The organism is Acidovorax sp. GW821-FHT11A03 (assembly GCF_058809075.1).
This window is the reverse complement of sequence record NZ_JBXASG010000002.1, coordinates 685,396-706,715: the sequence shown is the minus strand read 5'-3', so window position 1 is coordinate 706,715 and position 21,320 is coordinate 685,396. Positions and strand designations below refer to the sequence as shown.

The following is a 21,320-nucleotide window of genomic DNA, read 5'->3' as shown; positions in this document are numbered from 1 at the left end:
ATGTATTTTACAGATATCAGATGAAAACAGAGACTTGCCCCAGGAGCTACTGATGAACCCACAAAACCACTCTTCGGCCCGTGGCGGCACGCAACCCCTGTCGGGGGTGAAAGTCGTCGACCTCTCGCGCCTGGTGTCTGGAAACATGCTGACCCACGTGCTCGCAGACCTCGGCGCCACGGTCATCAAGGTGGAGCCGCCGCGCAAGGGCGACGAGCTGCGCGCCTGGCAGCGCGAAGGCATGAGCACCTACTGGCTCGCGTACAGCCGCAACAAGGACAGCGTCGAGCTCAACCTGCGCACCGGGGACGACATGGCCAGGCTGACGGGTCTCCTGGCCGATGCCGACATCCTGGTCGAGAACTTCCGCCCTGGCACGCTGGAGCGCATGGGACTCGGCAAGGACCGGCTCAATGCCTTGAACCCGAAGCTGGTGGTGGTTCGCATCTCCGGCTGGGGCCAGACGGGCCAGTTTGCAAGCAAGGGTGGTTTCGGCTCGCTGATTGAAGCCATGAGCGGCTTCGCGGCCATGAATGGCTTCGCCGACCTGCCGCCGGTGCTTCCACCCTTTGCCATGGCCGATTCCGTGGCCGGCATCTACGGCGCCGCGCTGGCGCTCGCCGCGCTCCATGGCCAGCGTGGCAATGCGAACGCATCGGTCCAGGAGATTGACCTGTCGTTGTTCGAACCGCTGTTCTCCATCCTCGGGCCCCAGGCAGCGGAGTTCCAGCTGACGGGCAAGTCGACGCCGCGGTCGGGCAGCCGTTCGCCCACCCATGCACCTCGCAACGTCTACAAGACCCGCGACGAGAAGTGGGTGGCCTTGTCGGCCGGCATGGAGGGCACGCTGGCCCGCTTGTTCGAAGGCATCGGCTACCCGCAAGGCCTTCAGGACCCGCGGTTTTCCTCCCATGAGGCGCGGCTGAAGAACATAGACGCCCTGGATGCGCTCATCCAGGGGCATATCACCCAACTCACGCTGCCGGAGGCGCTGGAGTTCTTCGCGGTGCGGGACATCACTGCCGGCCCGGTCTGTGACATCGCGGACCTGCTGGAGCATCCCTATATCGCCGAAAGCCAGCTTCTGGTCGACCAGGTCGCTCCAGATGGCCGAACGGTCTCCGTCCATGCGGCGCCTTACCGCATCAATGGGCAGCGCCCCCCTATTCGCCGCGGTGCGCCTGCGCTCGGCCAAGACAACACCGCCTGGTTTGGCGCCGCCAAGCCGTCTGCCGACGCAGGTCCCGCTGCAGCCGCACAACCGACTTGATGCCATGAAAACTGTCCGCTCTTTCCTCTTCGTTCCGGCAGCCAATGAGAAGCTGCTGCGGAGCGCCGTCACCAAGTCCAGCGACGCTGTCATCCTGGACCTCGAGGATGGAACCCACCCTTCCCAGCGACCGGTTGCCCGTGAGCGGCTCGCGGATTCGATGGGCCGTCTGAAGGCGGTGAACAAGCTGGCCGCCGTGCGCATCAACGGCGACTGGCTCACCGCGGTCGTGGACCTGAAATCCGCGGTGTTGCCCGGCCTGGACATCATCGTGCTCCCGAAGGTGGAGCATGCACGCGACGTTCAGATCATCGCGCAGATGGTCACGGACCTGGAAGCAGCGGCGTCGGTGCCACCGGGGCATGTGCGTTTTCTCCTGCAGATTGAAAGCGCGGCGGCCTTGCCGCATCTCCACGACATCGCGGCGTCTTCGCCCCGCGTGATGGGAATGATGCTCGGCAGTGAGGACTACTCGCTCGATTGCGGAGGCCTCCCGACCGCCGACGCATTGCTCTATCCCAGCATGGCCGTCCTGACCGCGGCACGTGCGGCCCGGATCCAACCCATCGGCTTCATTGCATCGATTGCCGAGCTTGGTACTCCCGAGGACTTCAGTGCCGTGGTGCTGCGTGCCCGCGGGCTGGGGTTTCGGGGGGCCGTCGTCGTGCACCCCAAGTTCGTCGATGTGGTCAACGAGTGCTACACGCCAACCGCCGACGAAATCCAGCGGGCCCAGCGAGTGGTGGATGCCTTTGACGAGGCGTCCGCCCGCGGAGAAGGAGCCATCAAGCTCGATGGAGCCATGGTCGACAAGCCCGTGTACCTCCGTGCCCAGGAGCTGCTCGCGCAGCTCTAGGAACCCCGTTCCCCACACCAGAAATACAGGAGACAACCATGAATCCAACACGCCGCGAGTTCAGCGTCCTGGCCGCAACGGGCCTGCTGGGCTTGAATGCCTTTGCCGATACATACCCGTCCAAGCCGGTGACCATCGTCGTGCCGCAGGCGCCCGGTGGCACCAACGACACGGTCGGCCGCATCCTGGCCCAGAAGCTGAGCGAGCTGAGCAACCAGCGGATCATCGTGGACAACCGTCCCGGCGCCGGCGGGAACATCGGCACCGATTTCGCTGCGCGCGCGCCCAAGGATGGCTACACCTTGCTGTTGACCATCAGCAGCACACAGGCCATCAACCCTGCCTTGTATAAAAAGGTGCCATTCGACCCGGTCAAGGACTTCGAGCCCATCGCCCCCGTGGGCGTCGTGCCCAACGTGTTGGTGGTGAATGCATCCTTTCCCGCCAGGAACCTGGCCGATTTCATCAAGGTGGCTCGCGCCAGCAAGGAAGAGATTCAGTACGCCTCCGCGGGCAACGGCTCGCTGAACCACCTCCTGGGGGCCATGCTTTCCACGAGCACAGGCGTGCCGCTGCAGCATGTTCCGTACCGCGGTGTGGCACCTGCGTTGACCGACGTCATGGGTGGACAGGTCCCCGTGGCCTTCGCCAGCCTGCCCTCGTGCATCGAGTTCATCAAGAGCGGCAAGCTGCGCGCCCTGGGCGTGAGTTCCGCCAAGCGGTCTCCCGCGCTTCCCGATGTGCCCTCCATCAGCGAAGTGGTTCCTGGCTACGTCGGAGACCTCTGGGTAGGCCTGTTCGCGGCACGTGGCACGCCAGCACCCGTGGTATCCAAGCTGACCCAATGGGTCACCGCCGCGGTCGCCGCCCCCGATGTGCTGGAGCGATTCAAGGTTGCAGGCGTCGAGCCGCTGAGCGGGGGGGCGACACGGCTTGCGCAGCTGCTGCAGGAAGACATTGCCCGATGGGCACCCATCGTCAAGGCGTCGGGGGCGGTTGTTGACTAGACCTTTGCCTCTCTCGACGTAGACCCTCTCGTCAGCTGTCCCTGCAATGGGGGACAGCTGATCTTTGCGTTTCCACATTCCTATTCGCCTCCACTACTAAGCTGGCCGTTGCCAGGACCGCCATGAAGATTGCATTCCTTGACCGTTCCACGCTGTCCCCTGACACCACTCTGCGCGCACCTTTGTTCGAGCATGAGCTCGTGAGCTACGAAAACACGCAGCCTGGCGAGGTGGCGCAGCGCATCGCGGACGCCGACATCGTCATCACCAACAAGGTGAAGCTCGGCGCCCAGGCCCTGCAGCAGGCATCCAGGCTGAAGCTGGTGGCCGTGGCGGCCACCGGAACCGACAACATCGACTTGAAGGCATGCGCCCAGCATGGCATCACGGTCACCAACATCCGCAACTACGCTGGAAACACAGTTCCCGAGCACACCTTTGCGCTGATGTTCGCGCTCCGGCGGAGCATCTGTGCCTACCGGGAATCGGTGAAGGCTGGCCGGTGGCAGCAGTCAGGCCAGTTCTGCTACTTCGACTACCCCGTGCGCGACCTCGCCGGCTCCACGTTGGGCATCGTGGGCGACGGCGTGCTTGGCAATGCGGTGGCGGCCATCGGGCGCGCGCTCGGCATGAAGGTGCTCTTCTCGGCCTTCAAGGGCCGTTCTGGCCAGGGCAGCCTCTACACCCCATTCGACGACGTCCTTGCGCGTTCCGACATCATCACGCTCCATTGCCCGCTGAACGCCCAGAGCCACAACATGCTGGGCGCCGAAGAGTTCGCCAAGATGGCGCGCAAGCCGCTCATCGTCAACACGGCACGGGGCGGCCTGGTGGACGAGGCAGCGTTGGCCGCCGCCCTGCGCGGCGGGCAGATTTCCGGAGCGGCGTTCGACGTCGTCTCCGCCGAGCCGCCGCCAGCCGACCACCCCTTCATGGCGCTCCTGGACCTGCCGAACTTCATCCTGACCCCGCACGTCGCCTGGGCTTCCCAGGAAGCCATCCAGGGCCTTGCAGACCAGCTCGTCGACAACCTGGAGGCGTTTGTCCGTGGTGAGCCCGTCAACGTGGTGGGGGCCGCAGCGTGAACCCGATTGCCGACCCCCGGGCGCTTCTTGAGCGCCTCTTCAGGGTGGCGGTGCGGCGCGCACAGCCGTCGGAGACCTTGGCGGCCCATCTACCTCCTGCCCCGAAAGGCCGCACGCTGGTGTTGGGAGCCGGAAAGGCAGCAGGGGCGATGGCGCACGCGTTGGAGGCGGCGTGGCCCGAGGGTGCGCCAATGAGCGGGCTGGTGGTCACGCGATATGGCCACACCCCGCCGCGCCCGAAGGGATTGCCGGAACGCATAGAGATCATGGAAGCCTCTCATCCCGTACCTGACGAAGCAAGCCGGACCGCCGCCGTGCGCACCCATGCAATGACCCGGGGCCTCTGCGAGGACGACCTCGTGGTCTGCCTGATATCGGGTGGTGGCTCGGCGCTGCTCACCCTCCCGGTCGCCGGACTCGATCTGGCCGACAAGCAACGCATCAACAAGGAGCTGCTGGAAAGTGGCGCCGACATCCGGGAGATGAACTGTGTCCGCAAACACCTGTCGCGCCTCAAGGGCGGGCAGCTGGCTGCGGCATGCTGGCCCGCGCAGGTCGTCACCCTCGCGATCAGCGACGTGCCCGGCGACGACGTTTCGGTCATCGCCAGCGGCCCCACGGTGGAGGACGCCACCTCCTGTCGTGACGCGCTCGGCATCCTGGCCCGCTACTCCATCGCGGTGCCAGAGGCGGTCCACGCAGCCCTGGCCGAGGGAAAGCTGGAAACCCCAAAGCCGGGAGACAAGCGTTTTGCGCGGAACAGCGTGCACCTCATTGCCACGCCCCACGAATCATTGCTGGCAGCCGCCGAGGAAGCGCGCCGCCTGGGCATGGAGACGCGCATCCTCTCCGACGACATCGAGGGCGAGTCGCGGGAGGTAGGCAAAGTGCATGCTGCGTTGGCAAGATATGCCCTGCGCGATGGCAACTCCAGAACGAGCCCGTTGCTGCTGCTCTCTGGCGGAGAGACCACGGTCACGGTCAGGTCCCAACCTGCTGGCAGCCTGCGTGGCCGAGGTGGGAGAGCGGGAGAGTTCTGCATGGGGCTAGCCCACGCTCTTCAGGGGGAGCCAGGCGTTTGGGCGCTGGCAGCCGACACCGATGGAATCGATGGTGTTGAAGACAACGCGGGGGCCTTCGTGATGCCCGACACGATCGCCCGTGGCCGCGGGGCTGGCCTCACGCTGGCCGATCACCTGGAGAGAAATGACGCGTACGGCTACTTCTCGGCGCTCGGGGATCTTTTCGTCACCGGGCCCACCCATACCAATGTCAATGACTTCCGAGCGTTGTTGATTCTGTAGAGGTCCTGGAGTGCCCTTTCCCGTTGAACGGAGCCATGAGATATGCCATCCGCATTTTCGGCGTGGGGCGCGCGCCAGGCGCCATGCATGCGCGCTGCCCGCGAAACAGCCCTGGATGCGGCGTGAATGTCGCGCAATGCGAATGAAGTCGCATCGGTGAAGGAGGTGCTGGCGCCCTCCACCAACATGGCTCGGCTGGACCTGTTGTCCCTGCGGCTGGTGGTCGCCTGCGCGCAAACAGGTTCGTTGACGCATGCGTCTCCGCTGTGCCACATGTCGGTCATGTGTGCCAGCCGTCGCTTGAGGATTCTTGAGGAGCGCCTGGGCGCTGTGCTCTTCTATCGCCGCAAGGGGGGGCTGGTACCGACCGATGCCGGGCACATCGTCGCAACCACTTCGCAAGAGCTGCTCGTGAAACTGGACCAGATGGTCGCTGACGCCGTGTCTGCGCCAAGGCCTTCCGGCAACATCCATGAGAACTGCGGCCGGGCTGGCCACCGCCAGGTCACATTGAGCAGTCGCTTGGACAGTGCCCAGCATGCATGAACCCGTGGCCGCCGGGTGCCCGTGATCAGGAGCTTGCGTTTCCTTCGCACAGTGTGTCGATGAACTGCGCAACGAAAGGGCTGCGCAGGGTCTGCTCCCGAAGGCATATCTGCAGATGGCGCATGGCCCAGGTTTCCTTGATATCAAGCACTGCCAGGTGCTGCAGGTCAGCATCCTGGAGCGCTGAGCGTGGCACGACGCCGATGCCAGCCCCGGAGGCCACGAGCTGCGCGATGGCGCGGTAGCCCGATACCTGCACCCGGATATCCAATTTGCCGCCCAGCGCCACCGCGTGATTGGCCAGAAATGTGTGCAGGGCCATGCCGGACTGAAGGCTGACGAAAGGCTCACTCAGGCACGCGCCGAAATTGATGCTGCCGCGTGCCGCCAGCGGGCTGGAACGTGGCACGAGCAAAATCAATTCGTCTTCTCGGTAAGGCAGGTAGCGCAGTTCCGAGTGCGGTTGTTCCACGGCCACGACCCCGAGATCGGCGCGCCCGGCCATGACGGCTGTCACGATGTCCAGGCTCGGCCGCTCCTCCAGGGTGATGCGCACCGATGGATGGCGCGCGAAGAATCGCGCCAGATCGCCAGGCAGGTGACTGCTGATGGCATTGTTGTTAGCGAACAGGGTGATGTGGCCTCGAATTCCATCAGCGAATGGCGCCAGGTCGGCATGCATCTGTTCGAGCTGAGCAATACACCGGCGGGCGTGTTCCAGCATGACGGCTCCAGCCGGCGTGAGTTCCATTCCGCGGGCATGGCGTTTGAAGAGTGGTGTCCCGACGGCTTCCTCAAGCTCCCTGAGGCGCAGGCTGGCTGAAGACGGTGCCAGAAAACAGCGGGCGGCGCCGCGGGAGAGATTCTGTGCATCGGCCACGGCCAGAAACACTCTCAGATCCATCAAGTCGTAGCGCATGAATTGATCCCCCACAGGAGCTTCAGTAGCGCCTAGTATGTACAAAGAGCGTTCGCGCAAGACGAAGGCTGGGTTTGGAAAAACTCGCTTGTTGGCAGAGACGCAGAGTTTGAAACTTCGGCCTATGAACACCGAACTGCTTTCAACCTCCTTGGCGTCGACCGCCCCTTCAAAAAAACCGTTCGAAGGTCTTCTTGTCGTGGCCATGGAGCAAGCCCTGGCGGCACCGCTCGCAACGTGCAGGCTGGCCGAGATGGGCGCACGGGTCATCAAGATCGAACGCCCCGAAGGCGACTTCGCGCGTGGCTACGACCGTGCGGCCAACGGCGAGGCCTCGTACTTCGTCTGGACCAACCGCGGGAAGGAATCCGTGGCGCTGGACTTCAAGCAGCCGCATGACCGCGCGGTGCTCGACGCCTTGCTGGCGAAGGCCGATGTCTTCGTGCAGAACCTCGCTCCGGGGGCGCTGGCCCGCGCCGGGCTCGACAGCGACGCGCTGCGCGTGCGCCACCCCCGGCTCATCACCTGCGACATCAGCGGCTATGGCGCCGAAGGGCCCGCCAGCACGCTCAAGGCCTATGACCTGCTGGTGCAATGCGAGAGCGGCCTGGCGGGCATCACTGGCTCCCCCGAGGCGTGCGGTCGCATTGGCGTATCGATCTGCGACATCGGTGCCGGCCTCAATGCGACGATCGGCATCCTCTCCGCCCTGGCCTCGCGCGCGCGCACTGGCAAGGGTTGCGGCATCTCCGTCTCGCTCTTCGATGGCGCCGCCGACTGGATGACGGTGCCTTACGTGCACGCGATCTACGGTGCCGGCGCTCCCACGCGCCAGGGTTTGCAGCACCCCTCCATTGCCCCCTACGGGGCCTACGCCACGCGCGATGGTGGCAGCGTGGTCATCAGCATCCAGAACGAGCGCGAATGGCGCAACTTCTGCGAATCCTTCCTGGGGCAGGGCGCGCTGGCGCAGGACGAGCGTTTCAGCAGCAACTACCTGCGTGTGCAGAACCGCCTGGAACTCAACGCACTCATCGCCCAGAGGTTCGCTGAACTGGATCTTGCGCAGGCCTTGCAGCAGTTGCAGGTCGCCAACACCGCCTACGGCCAGGTGCGATCCGTTGCCGATATGGCCCGGCACCCCGCGCTGCGCACCTGGCCCATGGCTGTCGGCGACAAGGAACTCGACCTGGTCGCACCGCCCGTCCGCGCCCCCTGGGACAGCGGGCGCTTCACGGCCGCGCCAGGTCTGGACCAGCACGGCGCCGCCGTGCGCGCCGAATTCCTTCCCGCATGACACGAGATCACTCCATGAGCACACTGAACACCTCGGATGGCAGCGCCATCGATCTGGATTTCCTTCGAACCTGGATGGGCCGGGAGTCTGTCGCAGAAGACACGCTGTCGGTACGCCATGCTCGCCTCATGGCCGCCACGCTGGGGCTGCCGCAGGCGCAATTCGCCGAAGGCACGCCGCTGCCGCCGTTGTGGCATTGGCTGTATTTCCTGGAAGGGCTTCCCGCCAGCGAACTCGGCCGCGATGGCCATCCGGCCCGGGGCGGGTTCTTGCCTCCGGTGCCCCTGGCGAACCGGATGTGGGCAGGCGGTCGCCTCGCGTTCCACGCACCGGTGGCGCTGGGCACCACGGTGCGCAAGCGCTCCGCCGTCACCTCGGTCGAGCACAAGCGCGGCCGCAGCGGCGACCTGGTTTTCGTCACGGTGCGGCACGAGATTCTCGATGGCCAAACGGTGGCGATCACCGAAGACCACGACATCGTCTACAAGCAACCCACGCCGCCTGGCACGACGCGCGCCGCCGCGGTGGCCATGCCGGCACCGAGCCACAGCGAACCTTTCGAGGCGACCTCCACGGTGCTGTTCCGCTACTCGGCGCTCACCTTCAACGGCCATCGCATCCACTACGACCTGGACTACTGCCGCAACGTCGAGGGCTACGCCAACCTGGTCGTGCACGGACCGCTGCAGGCCACCCTCCTGGCGGGACTTGCGGCACGACTGGGGACGCGGCCGCTCCGGCAATTCCGCTACCGCGGCGTGCAGCCCAATCTGCTTGGCACCCCGCTGACCGTCAATGCGGCGCCCAGCGGCGATGGCCTGACGCTGTGGACTGCGCAGCCGGACGGCGCGGTGTCCATGCAGGCCGAGGCGTCGTTCTAGACGACCTTTCCCACTTTCGCGAAAACCCGAGCTCGGGCCGCCTCCTCGCGGCCCGAGGACTCGCCACATCCATAGGAGACAAACCATGCACGCTACATCTCGCCGATCCGTTCTCGCCGCGACCGCCAAGGCCGCTCTGGCGGCTGTACTGCCGCTCGCCACGCAACTTGCCTGTGCGCAGGACTACCCCACCAAGCCCATCACCGTCGTGGTGCCCTTCGTGGCGGGTGGGACCACCGACATCCTCGGCCGCATCGTGGCGGATGGTTTGGGCAAGAAGCTGGGCCAGCCCGTGATCGTCGACAACCGTGGCGGTGCTGGCGGCAACATCGGCGCGGCGGCAGTCGCCAACGCCAAGGCCGATGGCTACACCTTGCTGATGGGCTACAACGGAACGAATGCGATCAATCCATCGCTGTATAAAAAGCTGTCCTGGAATCCCGTGAACAGCTTCGATCCGGTGTCGCTCGTGGCGCGTGTCAACAACGTGGTGGTCGTCAACCCGACACTTCCGATCAAGACCTTGCCTGAACTGGTGGCCTATGCGAAGGCCCATCCGGGCAAGGTGAACTATGGTTCGGCCGGACCCGGCAGCATCTTTCACCTCGCGGGGGAAATGCTGTCGCAGCAGGCCGGCATTTCCATGACCCATGTGCCTTACAAAGGCGCCGCTCCCGCGCTCACGGATCTGATGGCGGGCCAGACACAGGTCATGTTTTCGACCATACCCACCGCGCTGCCTTTCATCAAATCGGGCCAGTTGCGAGCGATCGCCGTCACCGGCAGTCAGCGATCCCCTGTCTTTTCTCAGTTGCCCACCGCAAGGGAGAGCGGCCTGAAAGACATGGTCGTGGACTCCTGGTTCGGCGTCTTTGCGCCCAAGGGGCTGCCTGCCCCGATCCTTGGCCGCCTGAACCAGGCGCTTCACGAAGTGCTGGTAGACCCCGCCGTCGTGCGGAGTTTGAAAGAACAAGGTGCGGAGCCCGTCGCCTCCACGCCGGCAGAACTGGCCACCTTGTTGGCCAACGACCTGAAAAGCTGGCAGGCCATCGTCAAGAGCGCCAGTGTGTCCCTCGACTGAGGCGGGCCTGGACATGGGAGGGCGAGGGGTTGATGTTCGGCTTGCTGTTGAGAATGGTCTGGGGAGCTGCGCTCCTTTTTGATTGTTCTCAATACTGGAACAGTTAGTTCGCGACCAGATGGTTTTTCTTTGGATACCCCAGGCGTACAGTTCAACCCATCGATGAGCCGAACCCGCAAGGCGACTCACCGAACCCGGTTCAGAAATGGTTTTTGTCCCGGCTTTTTTGAGACGCTTTTTTAACTTCAAGGATTTTCATCATGAACACGACCGTACGTTTCCTCTCCATCGCCGCTGTGGCTGCTTTCGCTTCTTTTGGTGCCCAGGCCGATGAAGCCGATGCTTCGCAGTTCGCCACCAAGTTCGAGACCAACCGCACCCGCGCCGAAGTGCAAGCCGAAGCCGCCACCGTGGCACAGACCCGCTCCATCGAACCCGCCGGTTCGCGTGTGGTGACCTACAAGTCCACCGCCGACCGCGCCGCCGTGCGTGCCCAGGCTGCCGAAGCCGTGCGCACCGGCCAGATCCCTTCGGGCGAATTCAGCGCTATGTAATTGAATTGACGCAGTTGCGGGCCTTCCCATGGTGGCGGCACTTCGCGGGTGCCGCTGCCATGGGGAGTGTTTTGAACAGACCCGCACTGATGACAAGCAAACTGGGTTCCCTTTGGGAGCCCTTTTTGTTGGTGCAGCGCATCCTTGCCAGCGGCGATAGGCCGCGAGTGCGGTAACCGCTCCTGCGCCGTGGTCCCCTGCTTCCCGCGAGTGAGCCAACTCGCAGAATCGGCCCGCATCCGCCGCCTTGGCAGGAATGTGGGCGTGGCGCTCAGTTTGGCAGCACGTTCGCGGCTTCCGCCACCTGCTTCCAGGTTGCCACGTCTTCGGCCATCAGCTGGCGCAGTTGCGCTGGCGGCAGGTAGGCCGGCTGTATTCCGAGTTCCAGCATCCGGTCCGCAACGCCTTTGTCCGCCAACGATTCTTTCAGCGCCTCCGTGAGCTTGAGCGTCAACTCCGCCGGCAACCCCCCGGGGGCCAACAGCACCCAGCTGAGCTCGCTCTTGAAATCAATGCCTTGGTCCGGGTAGGTCCCTACGTCCGGCATGCTGGGCGAGCGTGTTCCGCAGATGCCCAGCGCCCGGATCTTGCCTGCTTTCACGAGGGGCGATGCGGTGCCCATGTCGAGCACCGCCACGTTGATGTGGTTGCCCAGAAGGCCTGTGACCAGGTCGGACGAAGACTTGAAGGGGATGTGGTCGAATTTCGCTCCCGCTTTCTGAACCATGACTTCGCCACACAGGTGACCGGTGGAACCATGACCCCAGGTCGCGTACTGAAGCGGTTTGTCGAGGGTCTTGGAGTGCGCGACCAGCCCCTTGAGGTCCTTGGCGGGAAATGCCATCGTGGAAACCACCACGACCCCTGCGGTACCGATGCGGCCAATTTGAGTGAAGTCCTTCACGGGGTCGTAGGGCAGCTTCGCATAGACGGCCGGCGCAATGATGTGGGACGTCATGCCTCCCATCGTGATGGTGTATCCGTCGCTCGGCGACTTGGCCGCCTGGGCGGCCCCGATGGTGCCGCCGGCCCCCACCCTGTTTTCAACGAAGAACGATCCGTTCAAGCGCTTGCCCATCGCTTCGGCGACCAGGCGGCCCAGGGCGTCGCCGCCGCTGCCCGCGGACAAGGGAAGCAAGAGCTTGATGGGACGGTGGGGATAGTCCTTGCCTTGCGCAAGGGCCGTCACGCTCGCCAGCATCACGAGGCCGGCAAGAACTCGAGATAGCTTGAATGTCTTCGTCATCGGTTGTCTCCTTTTTGAGGTTGCACTGGCCCGTCAGCTGAGGTACTTGAACTTGAAGCCGTGACTGCATGAATGGATGCGGCCGGCGGTCGGCGCGGGGAAGTGCATCGTCAGCAGGACGGACGATGTGTCGGCAAATCGCTCACAAAGCCGTTGCCGCGTCTCCCGCGCCAGCGTGGGGTTCCAGTCGCCGGTGTTGATGAGCCCGGGCTCCAGGAAGATGATGGGGTGATGGAAGATGTCGCCCGTCATGACCCCGTGCTGTCCGTTGCCCTTCACATGGACCGTGACGTGGCCTGGCGTATGCCCTTTGGCATCCTCGAGCCAGACGCCTTTGGCCAGGTCTCCATCCACCGTGTGGTTGGAGTCGACCAACAGGGCCTGCCCGGCCTCCACGACCGGCAGCACGCTGTCCAGGAAGGAGCCCTGGCCCACCGGAAATTCCGGCCCGCTTTGGTGCTGCCGAAGGAAATGTTCGAACTCTTCCTGTGCAAAGATGTACTTTGCGCGGGGAAAAGTCGGCGTCCATCGGCCGTCGCTGAGCACGGTGTTCCACCCCACGTGGTCGGTGTGGAGGTGGGTGCACAGAACCATGTCGATGTCCTCGGGGCCCAGGCCCAGGCGTGCCAGATTGCGCAAGTACTCCTGCGACTTGAACATGTGCTGCCACTTCGCGCGGGGCCGGTCCTTGTGATTTCCGTTGCAGGTGTCCACCAGGATATTGGCCGTCCCCGTGCGCACCAGATAGCTGTGAAAGCTCAGGTTGAGTTTCTTCGTCTCTGGGTGAATCAACGTCGGGCCCAAGGCCTCCTGGTGTTTCAAGACCGCTGACGGTTCAATGTTGGGATAGAGCCAAGTGGGGTCTACCCAGAAATTGTCGATTTCCACGACCTTGTCGACCGTGGTGTTGCCCAGGTGGAGCTGTTTCATCGCAGGAAAAGCACGGATGACGACATGCGTGCACCTAGCCAATGTTCTGGCGCGTCACACCCGCTTCACGGGCAATCCGGGCCCACTGGGCGAACTCGTGGGAGATGACCTTCTTGAAGTCCTCCGGCCCGACGAATTCGGCGATGGCACCGAGCTCTTCGATGCGGCTCTTCACGGCTGCAAGGGCCATCGCCTTGCGCACCTCGTCGGCGATGGTGTGCACGGCATCGGCGGGGGTTCCGGGCGGCGCCATGATGCCCACCCAGAACTCCTTGGTCTCGTTGATGACCAGCCCTGCCTCGTCCATCGTAGGGACATCGCGCATCGCCGGCGATCGGTTCCTGGACATGACCGCCAGCGGCTTCAGGTGTGCGCGTGCCGATGAAATCAGCGGAATGGCGCCCATCATGGCATCCACCTGGCCAGCCATCAGCGCCTGAATAGCCGGAGCGCTGCCGGTAAACGGCACGTGCAGCATCTCCCTGGTGCCGGCGGCGCGGCCGAAGAGCATCATGGCGGCCTGGCCGGTGGTGCCCACGCCCCAGGTCGAGAAGCTCACCTGCTGGCGCTTGGCGAGCGCGATGAATTCGCCAACGTCCTTCACGTCCAGGTCCTTGCGCACGGCCAGCGCGAACGGCACGAAGCACAGCACGGCCACGGGGACGTGGCCTTCGGGGCGGAAGTTCGGATTGTTGAAGAAGTGCGGGTAGATGGCATGGGTGTCGCTGCTGGCGGCCAGCAGGTAGTGGCCGTCTCCTGGCGACTTGCTCAGAATGCCCGATGCCAAGGTTCCCGAGGCGCCAGGCTTGTTGTCCACCACGATGGGTTGGCCCAGGGCATTGCCGATGGCGTTGGAGATCAGTCGGGCAAAGATGTCGGAGTTGCCCCCCGCCTGGCCAGGAACAATCAATTGAATCGGCTTTTTCGCCGTCCATTTGGCTTGCGCCCATGACAGGGCAGGAGCAAACACCGAGGCGGCGACCGCCGTAGTGGTTTTCAGAACGTTTCTGCGCGAATTCATATCATGTCTCCTTTTGCGGTTGAAAATCAGGCCGGGATTATCTGTTTTTGTATCCGGCAGCCCTGGGTGAGATATATGCGGGTATGGAATGCCCTTGTGTCCTTGCATAATTCAATATCCCGTCTTCGATGGCCCCTGCATCGCGGACATTCATGAAGGCCTCGCCATCGAAATTCACATTGGCTCCGTGAACGACCATGAATCCTTCCGCCGGCTCCGGTGCGTCGTCAGGCACGCAAAAAGTGTGGATGGAGCCCGCCGGCTCATAGAGGTAGCTCCCGGCGGTCTGCGGGTTTTGGGGGTACTCGACGTAGTTCCATTGCCCCTTGGTGGTGAAAAAGTGCACCGTACCCGTGTGGAAGTGCTTTGGAAGCCTGGTGCCAGGGGCGAATTTCCCATAAAGCACCCATATTCCATTTTCCCGGTCGAGAAAGAGCGGAATGATTTCCGAGCCCGGTGCTCCGCCCGGGAAATAGTCCATGTTCCTGATATTGACCGTGAGCAGCTCATCTTGTGGGGTCAGCGAGGTGGGGGTTGCCATGGGGTATCCTGTCCGCGTTAATATGAAGAAACGTTTCCGCAAAAACTAAAAATAGGCGTAAAATTGCGGCGATTGAATGATTTGAACGGACGGCGGATTCGATGGCAGCAGTTAGCATTCACGATGTGGCTCGCGTGGCGGGCGTTTCGATCAGCACCGCATCTCGGGCCATGAACCGGGCGGGCCGTGTCAGTGAAGACACTGTGAAAAAGGTTCAGGAGGTTGCGGCGCGCCTGGGTTACCAGCCCAATGCGATTGCGCGGGCCATGCGTTCCAAGCAGAGCCATGCGGTGGGCGTTATCGTGAGCGACATCTCCAATCCGTTCTACGGCCGCCTGGTCAAGACACTCGAGCGCAGCCTGTCCGAAAGTGGCTACGCCTGCTTTGTCGCCAGTTCCAACAACGACATCTCGACCGAAGTCAACCTCGTGCGCCTGTTCAAGAGCCGAGAGGTCGACGGCATCATTCTTGGCCCGTGCCAAACCGACTCCATCGCGCACCTGGTGTCTGAAATCAAAGGCACGCCAACAATTCTGTTCGACCGCGATGGAGGAAACGCACTGAGTTCGGTGAAGGTCGACCACTACCAGGGCACGTGCTCCGCGATGCGCTATCTGATTGCCAGGGGCCACCGGCGCATCGCCCTTCTGACACCGGGCAGCCAGATCCAGCCCATCAAGGACCGGATCCGGGCCTATCAGGACTGCCTCGTGGAAGCGTCCATAGGCTTCGACCCCAGCCTGATTTGCCTGGCGGATTCGTCGATGAACTTTCCTCCCGAGCGGGCCCAGATGCTCCTGAACATGCCGGGAGAGCGGCCCACGGCATTCCTGTGCCTGGGCACGAAGATTCTGGCGGGCGTCCTGGCCGCGATACGCAGCGCTCGGCGGGCCATCCCGAAAGATGTGAGCGTGATATCCATCGGCGACTCTGACTTCTCGGAACTGCACAGCCCGTCCATCACCTCGCTGGCCTGGGACATCAAGACGTTGTCGGGCGACATCTCCTCGCTGCTGCTCTCCCAGATGCGGGACGAATCCACAGGCCCCCGTTCGGCCGTTGTGGAGATGCGGCTCATCGAGCGGGAGTCGTGCGCGACCATCTAGCGCGCCGGCCTGAAGGGGTGGGTGTTGCACCTACAGGAGCCCGAGTTGCTGAAGCTTGAGGTCCGGCGAGGTGTAGGGGCGCTCGCAGATGATTTTCGCCGAGCCCGGCTTGAACAGGAACGTGGCCGCCATCCGCACCTTGAAGCTCTTGCCGGTCGGCGCAAACGTCCTGTCGCGCACGCGGAACTCGCCCAGGTGAGTTCCGAAAAGGAAGAACTCCACCAGCACGGTGTTCTGTGCATCGTCGGCGGCGATGGCGATGACTTCGTTGGCCTGGTCCGGGAAGGCCTGGCGCGAAGCGTGGAAGTAGGCGCGAACCTGCTCTTCGCCGTCGTAGACAGCGCCATTGCCATACATCTCATACCGCGGGTGCTCGAAGGTGTCGATGACACCGTCCCAGTCCTGGGTGCACTCCAGCGCCATGTGGTCTCGCACGGTCTGGATGCGCGCCTGGCGCAACTCTTCGTTGGTCATGGGTCCTTTTCCTTGTTGTGGAAACGTTTGCGCTATTTTGCGCAGATTCTGCCAAAGGGTTGACCGGGGTTTACCCTGCCATGCCGACAGGTGTTGATTTCTGAAATTCCCCTACGGAAATAGGCCCGTTGCGCAAATTCCCCCGACGAACCGCGAGACCGTGGGGTTATCCCCATCCGCTCCGTGACGAGGTTGGCATAGCATGAGAGGAAACGTTTCCTCAAAGGCTGGGCTATGAAACTGAAAGACAAGGTGGTGCTCGTCACGGGTGCCGGTACCCTGCGCAAGGACTTCACGGACGCAGGGCAGGTGGGCAATGGGACCGCGTGTGCGCTCACCTTCGCGCGGGAAGGCGCGATCGTGGTTTGTGCAGACCGCTCGCTGGACGCCGCCGGGCTCGCTGCAAAGATGATTCACGGGGAATCCGGCCGCGCCCAGGCCGTGCAGATGGACGTCACCGACACGGCGCAAGTGAACGATGTCGTGCGCCAGCTTCTGTCGCAGCACGGGCGCATCGACGTGTTGCACAACAACGTGGGCATTGAAATGCAGGGCGACCTCCTGGAGGTGAAGGATGAGGACTGGGACCGGGTCATGGAGATCAACCTTCGCGGAGCGATGGCCACGTCACGTGCTGTGGTGCCCGGGATGCGCGCCCGCAAGTCGGGCTCCATCATCAATGTCTCGTCCACGGCAAGCCTGAAGTGGAGCCCCATGCAGTTTCTGTCGTACAGCACGTCCAAAGCCGGCCTGAACCACATGACCCGTGTCATTGCCCGGCAATATGCCGCGGACCAGGTGCGTTGCAACTGCATCATCCCCGGCATGATCCGCACCCCCCATGCCGACGCTCTGTACGGCGGCGCGGAAGAGGCTGCAGCCGGCCACCGGGCCCGTGATGCGCGATGCCCGATGGGGCGCCAGGGTTCGCCCTGGGACATCGCCAAGGCCGCGCTGTTTCTTGCCTCGGACGATTCGTCCTACATCACCGGGGTCCAGTTGGTCGTCGATGGGGGCTCGAGCTTGTAGCCACACATGGCAGGCAAGGGCCAGCGCTGCGGGTGCGAACAGCGCCCTGGCCGGAGCTTTTTTGGAGGCGGGAAAGAAAGAAGAATGCCAGCAGGGCGGGGGCGCCGATCGGGCCGATGGGCAAGAATGGAGCGCTGATGAAAGATCCGACCCACACCCTTCCCGCCCTGCGGGGCGGCCTGCTTGCGTTGCTGGCGGCCGTCCTGTTTGGCATCAGCACGCCGCTGGTGCAGAAACTCGGCCTGGGCGTTGGCCCGTTCACCACGGCGGCGCTGCTCTATGCAGGCGCTGCCTTCATCGGCGCACTGCTGCGCCAGCCCGCCGAGCGGGAGGCGCGCCTGCGGCGTTCAGACTTTCCGCGCCTGCTGGTGATGGCCTTGCTGGGCGCCAGCATCGGCCCCGTGGCCCTGGCCTGGGGTCTGCAGCGCACGAGCGGCACCGGCGCGTCGCTGATGCTGACCCTGGAGGCGCTGTTCACGGCCTTGCTGGCATGGCGCCTCTACGGCGAAACCATGGACCGCAGAGTGGGACTGGCCGTGGCACTGCTGCTGGCCGGCGGGATCGCCCTCGTGCTGGACCAGGGGCAGAGCGGAAACAGCAGCCAGTTCTGGGGACTGATGGCCGTTGTGGGCGCCACGGCAGCCTGGGGCCTGGACAACACGCTGTCACGTGCGCTGGCGGAGCGTGACCCGGGGCAGGTCGTGGTGGCGAAGGCCGTGCTGGGCGTCACCGCCACGCTGGCGCTGGCCTGGCTGACGGACGAGCCCGCTCCCGCGGCGGGGCCCGCCCTGGGGCTTCTGGCCGTGGGTGCGAGCGGCTATGGCCTGAGCCTGCGTTTCTACCTGCTCGCACAGCGCGCGTTCGGGGCGGCACGCACGGGATCGGTATTTGCCTTTGCCCCGTTCATGGGCGCGGCGCTGGCGCTCATGCTGGGGGATCGCCCCGGGGGGTGGGGCATGCTGCCGGGGGGCGTGCTGATGCTGCTGGGGGTGGCCGTTCATTTGATGGAGTCCCATCACCACGAGCATGCGCACGAGTTCCTGGAACATGAGCACGCCCACACCCATGACGACGGTCACCATGGGCACGCCCATGAGCCCATGCCCGCGGGGCCGCACAGCCATGCGCACGTCCACGGTCCGGTGCGGCACCGCCACGCCCACGTGCCGGATGCCCATCATTCGCACAGGCACTGAGGGGCCCCGCAGCCCTCAGCGCATGCGACGGCGTCGTGCGTCCCGGGCCAGAAATGGGGCTATCCATTTCTGGCCCGGGGTCGGTCCAGGCCGGGCCGGTTCATGGCGGTCGAGATGCGGTGGAATGCCGGGTTTTTCTCACGGAGTCTCCTCCTGAAGGCCTGGCTCGATCCCGTCCAGCCAGGCGGTGAAAGCCGCCCGTGCCGCCAGCGGCAAACCGGGTTGCAAGGCTTGCGCTTCGGCGCGCAATGCGCGCGGATCGATGCCCGCCTGCGCGAGTTCGCAGGCATGGCCGACCAGCCATCGCTCGATCTGGCGGGGGTCGGCTTCCAGATGGCATTGCAGCGCCAGCACGTGGCGTCCCATGCGGAAGGCCTGGTTGGCGCAGGTGGGTGTACCCGCCAGTCGCGTTGCCCCCTCGGGAATGTCGAAGCGGTCGCCATGCCAGTGCAGCACGGGCATGTGGGCCAGCGCCGCCAGCGGCGATGCCTCGCCTTCCGGGGTCAGCACCAGGCGCGCAAAGCCGATTTCCTTGATGCCCATGCTGGCAACACCCGCACCCAGCGCGCGGGCAATCAGCTGCGCGCCCAGGCAGATGCCCAGCAGCGGTCGCCGGCTTTGCAGCCGCTGACGTATCACCGCCAGCTCGTCGTGGATGAAGGGGTAGATGTGGTTATCGAAAGCGCCGATGGGGCCGCCCAGCACCACCAGCAGATCCGCCGCGGTCGTGTCCACGGCGTGCAGATCATCCGTGGTGGCGTCCAGATAGCGCACGGCATAGCCACGCGCCGCCAGCAGCGGCTCGAGCGTGCCCAGGTCTTCAAAATGCAGATGGCGCAGGGCGATGGCGGTTTTCATGGACGTGGCTCCTGGGTGCTGGGCTCGCCGGGCCAGTAGTGGCTGTCGGGCAGGGGGCGGGCGCCAAAGATGGCCTGGCCGACACGCACCACCGTGGCGCCTTCCTCGATGGCGATCTCGAAATCGCCGGACATGCCCATGGACAGTTCCTCCAGGGCGATGTGGGCGGGCGCACTCTGGCGCAAGCGGTCGCGCAAAGTGCGCAGCAGAATGAAGCACTGCCGCACCCGCTCCGCCTCTGGCGAAAACAGCGCGAGCGTCATCAGCCCGCGCACGCGCAGCGCGGGGAAAGCGGGCAGCGCGCGCAGGAACGCCGGAACGTCCTCGGGCGACAGGCCGTACTTGCTGGCCTCGCCCGAGGTGTTGACCTGCACGAGCACATCCAGCGCGCGGCCCTCGGCCTGCAGGCGGCGCTCCAGCGCCTCGGCCACGCGCAGACTGTCCAGTGCCTGGAACTCGCTGGCGAAGCGTGCCACCAGCCTGGTCTTGTTCGTCTGCAGATGGCCGATGACCGACCAGCGCAGATCGGCCAGGTCCTGCATGGCTTCCCATTTGCCGAAGGCTTCCTGCACCTTGTTCTCACCCAGCAGGCGGCAACCCGCCGCGTAGGCCAGGCGCAGGCTGGACTCGGGCTTGGTCTTGCTCACCGGCAGCAGGCGCACCCCGACCGGGTCGCGCCCCGCGCGGCGGCAGGCGGCATCCATGCGGGCGCGCACCGCCGCCAAGTTGCGCCGGAAGTCATCGACGGAAGCTGTCTGCGGATAGCGGCCATGCTGGCCGTGGCGGGTCTGGGTGTCCGGTGGCTCAAGCATTGGCCTGGTTCCTTTCCCTCTTGACGATCGCGGGCTCTGCGGCCGGTGCCGCGGTGGCGGGGCGCCCGCGGCGCGGCAGTGTGCCATTGAGCGCGGCGTGGGCCGCCAGGCCCACCACCAGGCCCCAGAACGCACCACCGATGCCCAGCAGCGTGATATTGGCCGCCGCGGCCAGGAAGGTGATCAGCGACGCTTCGCGCGTCTTCGCGTCGGCCAGGGCAGTGGCCAAACTGCCGCCGATGGTGCCCAGCAGCGCCAGGCCCGCCAGCGTGGTGATGAAGGTTGCCGGGAATGCCATGAAGACGGCCGCCAGCGTCACGCCGAACACGCCCACGAGGATGTAGCACACGCCTGCGGCGATGCCCGCGATCCAGCGCTTGGACGGGTCTTCGTGCGCCTCCCGGCCCGTGGCGATGGCTGCGGTGATGGCGGCGATGTTGAAGGCATGCGAGCCGAACGGCGCCATCAGCAGCGAGCCGAGCCCGGTCAGCGCCACGATGGGATTGGCGCTGGTCCTGAACCCGTCATTGCGCAGCACCAGCATGCCGGGCATGTACTGGCCGGTCAGCGTGATGAGGAACAGGGGCAAGGCGACGCTCAGCAAGGCATTGAGCGAGAACGCCGGCATGGTGAAGACCGGGGCGGCGAGTCTCAACGCCAGTCCCGACAGGTCCACCCGGTCCTGCATGAGCAGAAAGAGCAGGCCCAGCACCAGGATGCCCACGACGGCATAGCGTGCGCTGAAGCGCTTGAGCACCACATACGTCACGATCAGCAAGCCAGCCAGCACCGGATCGATGCCCATGCCGCCGAAAGCCTGGATGCCGAATTGCAGCAGGATGCCCGCGAGCAAGCCTGCGGCCACGCCCGGAGGAATCAGCCGGATCAAGCGCTCGAACCAGCCTGACAGCCCCAGCGCCACAAAGGCCGCGGCGGAGATCAGGTACGCGCCCACCGCTTCGGCATAGGGCGTGGTGGCCAGTGCCGTCACCAGGAACGCCGCTGCCGGCGTGGACCACGCGGTAATGATCGGCTCGCGCGTCCGCCAGCTGAGCATGAGCCCCGTGACGCCCACGCCAATCGAAATCGACCACACCCACGATGCCGTCAGCTCCGGGCTCAGGCCTGCCACCCTGGCCGCCTGGAACACGAGAATGAAGGTACCGCCGTAGTTGACGATGACGGAAATGAGGCCCGCGACAATGGGATGGGCGAGATCGGACCAGCGGGAAGAGGCGGCGGGCGGTGGGGACGGCATGTGGGATCGGGGCTCCTGAAAGTGGCCCCATGGAGCGGGCCATGGTGCT

The 21,320-nt window shown here is 64.6% G+C and carries 22 protein-coding genes; 13 read left to right on the top strand and 9 right to left on the bottom strand.

The window, feature by feature from the left end:
- The first annotated feature begins 52 nt into the window (after window positions 1-52).
- The 6 genes from AC1RVY_RS06930 to AC1RVY_RS06905 all read left to right on the top strand — a co-directional run bounded on the left by AC1RVY_RS06930 (window position 53) and on the right by AC1RVY_RS06905 (window position 6,068).
- Entirely contained in the window at window positions 53-1,270 is a 1,218-nt protein-coding gene (locus AC1RVY_RS06930; protein ID WP_492805936.1) for a CaiB/BaiF CoA transferase family protein, read from the top strand.
- 4 nt (window positions 1,271-1,274) lie between these two features.
- Window positions 1,275-2,126, top strand: a complete 852-nt coding sequence (locus tag AC1RVY_RS06925; RefSeq protein WP_369641177.1) for an HpcH/HpaI aldolase/citrate lyase family protein — start codon at window positions 1,275-1,277, stop codon at window positions 2,124-2,126.
- Between the two features lie 38 nt (window positions 2,127-2,164).
- Complete coding sequence (locus AC1RVY_RS06920) at window positions 2,165-3,133, top strand: Bug family tripartite tricarboxylate transporter substrate binding protein (protein ID WP_492805934.1); 969 nt, start codon at window positions 2,165-2,167, stop codon at window positions 3,131-3,133.
- A 122-nt stretch (window positions 3,134-3,255) separates the two neighbouring features.
- On the top strand, window positions 3,256-4,218 hold the full coding sequence (locus AC1RVY_RS06915) for a D-2-hydroxyacid dehydrogenase (RefSeq protein ID WP_492805933.1): 963 nt from the start codon (window positions 3,256-3,258) through the stop codon (window positions 4,216-4,218).
- The gene (locus tag AC1RVY_RS06910; protein WP_492805931.1) at window positions 4,215-5,522 is read left to right on the top strand and encodes a glycerate kinase type-2 family protein; all 1,308 of its coding nucleotides are present in this window, start codon (window positions 4,215-4,217) and stop codon (window positions 5,520-5,522) included. Before AC1RVY_RS06915 ends, AC1RVY_RS06910 begins: the two co-directional genes overlap by 4 nt.
- Before the next feature lie 126 nt (window positions 5,523-5,648).
- Entirely contained in the window at window positions 5,649-6,068 is a 420-nt protein-coding gene (locus AC1RVY_RS06905) for a LysR family transcriptional regulator (protein WP_492805929.1), read from the top strand.
- Between the two features lie 25 nt (window positions 6,069-6,093).
- Here AC1RVY_RS06905 and AC1RVY_RS06900 read toward each other — a convergent pair whose 3' ends face one another.
- The gene (locus AC1RVY_RS06900) at window positions 6,094-6,987 is read right to left on the bottom strand and encodes a LysR family transcriptional regulator (protein ID WP_492805927.1); all 894 of its coding nucleotides are present in this window, start codon (window positions 6,985-6,987) and stop codon (window positions 6,094-6,096) included.
- 124 nt (window positions 6,988-7,111) lie between these two features.
- Here AC1RVY_RS06900 and AC1RVY_RS06895 point away from each other — a divergent pair, with 124 nt between their 5' ends.
- The 4 genes from AC1RVY_RS06895 to AC1RVY_RS06880 all read left to right on the top strand — a co-directional run bounded on the left by AC1RVY_RS06895 (window position 7,112) and on the right by AC1RVY_RS06880 (window position 10,800).
- Window positions 7,112-8,284, top strand: a complete 1,173-nt coding sequence (locus tag AC1RVY_RS06895) for a CaiB/BaiF CoA transferase family protein (protein WP_218341338.1) — start codon at window positions 7,112-7,114, stop codon at window positions 8,282-8,284.
- 14 nt (window positions 8,285-8,298) lie between these two features.
- Window positions 8,299-9,165, top strand: coding sequence for an HTD2 family dehydratase (locus AC1RVY_RS06890; protein ID WP_218341339.1), 867 nt, complete (start codon window positions 8,299-8,301; stop codon window positions 9,163-9,165).
- Between the two features lie 85 nt (window positions 9,166-9,250).
- Entirely contained in the window at window positions 9,251-10,246 is a 996-nt protein-coding gene (locus AC1RVY_RS06885; protein WP_492805924.1) for a Bug family tripartite tricarboxylate transporter substrate binding protein, read from the top strand.
- A 260-nt stretch (window positions 10,247-10,506) separates the two neighbouring features.
- Complete coding sequence (locus AC1RVY_RS06880; protein ID WP_492805922.1) at window positions 10,507-10,800, top strand: DUF4148 domain-containing protein; 294 nt, start codon at window positions 10,507-10,509, stop codon at window positions 10,798-10,800.
- 271 nt (window positions 10,801-11,071) lie between these two features.
- Here AC1RVY_RS06880 and AC1RVY_RS06875 read toward each other — a convergent pair whose 3' ends face one another.
- The 4 genes from AC1RVY_RS06875 to AC1RVY_RS06860 are packed head-to-tail and all read right to left on the bottom strand — an operon-like array spanning window position 11,072 to window position 14,538.
- On the bottom strand, window positions 11,072-12,046 hold the full coding sequence (locus tag AC1RVY_RS06875) for a Bug family tripartite tricarboxylate transporter substrate binding protein (protein WP_492805921.1): 975 nt from the start codon (window positions 12,044-12,046) through the stop codon (window positions 11,072-11,074).
- 33 nt (window positions 12,047-12,079) lie between these two features.
- Window positions 12,080-12,976 carry an MBL fold metallo-hydrolase gene (locus AC1RVY_RS06870; RefSeq protein ID WP_492805919.1) on the bottom strand — a complete coding sequence of 299 codons (897 nt, stop codon included), beginning with the start codon at window positions 12,974-12,976 and terminating at the stop codon, window positions 12,080-12,082.
- A 34-nt stretch (window positions 12,977-13,010) separates the two neighbouring features.
- Window positions 13,011-13,997 carry a Bug family tripartite tricarboxylate transporter substrate binding protein gene (locus AC1RVY_RS06865; RefSeq protein ID WP_492805917.1) on the bottom strand — a complete coding sequence of 329 codons (987 nt, stop codon included), beginning with the start codon at window positions 13,995-13,997 and terminating at the stop codon, window positions 13,011-13,013.
- Between the two features lie 37 nt (window positions 13,998-14,034).
- Window positions 14,035-14,538, bottom strand: a complete 504-nt coding sequence (locus tag AC1RVY_RS06860; protein ID WP_218297358.1) for a 2,4'-dihydroxyacetophenone dioxygenase family protein — start codon at window positions 14,536-14,538, stop codon at window positions 14,035-14,037.
- Window positions 14,539-14,639: 101 nt separating this feature from the next.
- Here AC1RVY_RS06860 and AC1RVY_RS06855 point away from each other — a divergent pair, with 101 nt between their 5' ends.
- Complete coding sequence (locus tag AC1RVY_RS06855; protein ID WP_492805915.1) at window positions 14,640-15,644, top strand: LacI family DNA-binding transcriptional regulator; 1,005 nt, start codon at window positions 14,640-14,642, stop codon at window positions 15,642-15,644.
- Window positions 15,645-15,674: 30 nt separating this feature from the next.
- On the opposite strand, the gene AC1RVY_RS06850 is transcribed toward AC1RVY_RS06855, so the two are convergent.
- The gene (locus AC1RVY_RS06850; protein ID WP_218297356.1) at window positions 15,675-16,118 is read right to left on the bottom strand and encodes an ester cyclase; all 444 of its coding nucleotides are present in this window, start codon (window positions 16,116-16,118) and stop codon (window positions 15,675-15,677) included.
- A 234-nt stretch (window positions 16,119-16,352) separates the two neighbouring features.
- On the opposite strand from AC1RVY_RS06850, the gene AC1RVY_RS06845 reads away from it, so the two are divergent.
- Window positions 16,353-17,147 carry an SDR family NAD(P)-dependent oxidoreductase gene (locus AC1RVY_RS06845; protein WP_218297355.1) on the top strand — a complete coding sequence of 265 codons (795 nt, stop codon included), beginning with the start codon at window positions 16,353-16,355 and terminating at the stop codon, window positions 17,145-17,147.
- Between the two features lie 137 nt (window positions 17,148-17,284).
- Window positions 17,285-18,343 carry a DMT family transporter gene (locus AC1RVY_RS06840; protein ID WP_492805913.1) on the top strand — a complete coding sequence of 353 codons (1,059 nt, stop codon included), beginning with the start codon at window positions 17,285-17,287 and terminating at the stop codon, window positions 18,341-18,343.
- 138 nt (window positions 18,344-18,481) lie between these two features.
- Here the strand turns inward: AC1RVY_RS06840 and AC1RVY_RS06835 are convergent, their stop codons facing one another.
- The 3 genes from AC1RVY_RS06835 to AC1RVY_RS06825 are packed head-to-tail and all read right to left on the bottom strand — an operon-like array spanning window position 18,482 to window position 21,271.
- A complete protein-coding gene (locus AC1RVY_RS06835) occupies window positions 18,482-19,201 on the bottom strand; it encodes a glutamine amidotransferase (protein ID WP_492254447.1) in 720 nt (239 codons plus the stop codon).
- Window positions 19,198-20,013 (bottom strand): YggS family pyridoxal phosphate-dependent enzyme, encoded by an 816-nt coding sequence (locus AC1RVY_RS06830; RefSeq protein ID WP_492805912.1) that lies wholly within the window; start codon window positions 20,011-20,013, stop codon window positions 19,198-19,200. The genes AC1RVY_RS06835 and AC1RVY_RS06830 overlap by 4 nt, the downstream gene beginning before the upstream one ends.
- Complete coding sequence (locus AC1RVY_RS06825; protein WP_492805910.1) at window positions 20,006-21,271, bottom strand: benzoate/H(+) symporter BenE family transporter; 1,266 nt, start codon at window positions 21,269-21,271, stop codon at window positions 20,006-20,008. Before AC1RVY_RS06825 ends, AC1RVY_RS06830 begins: the two co-directional genes overlap by 8 nt.
- Window positions 21,272-21,320: the final 49 nt, after the last annotated feature.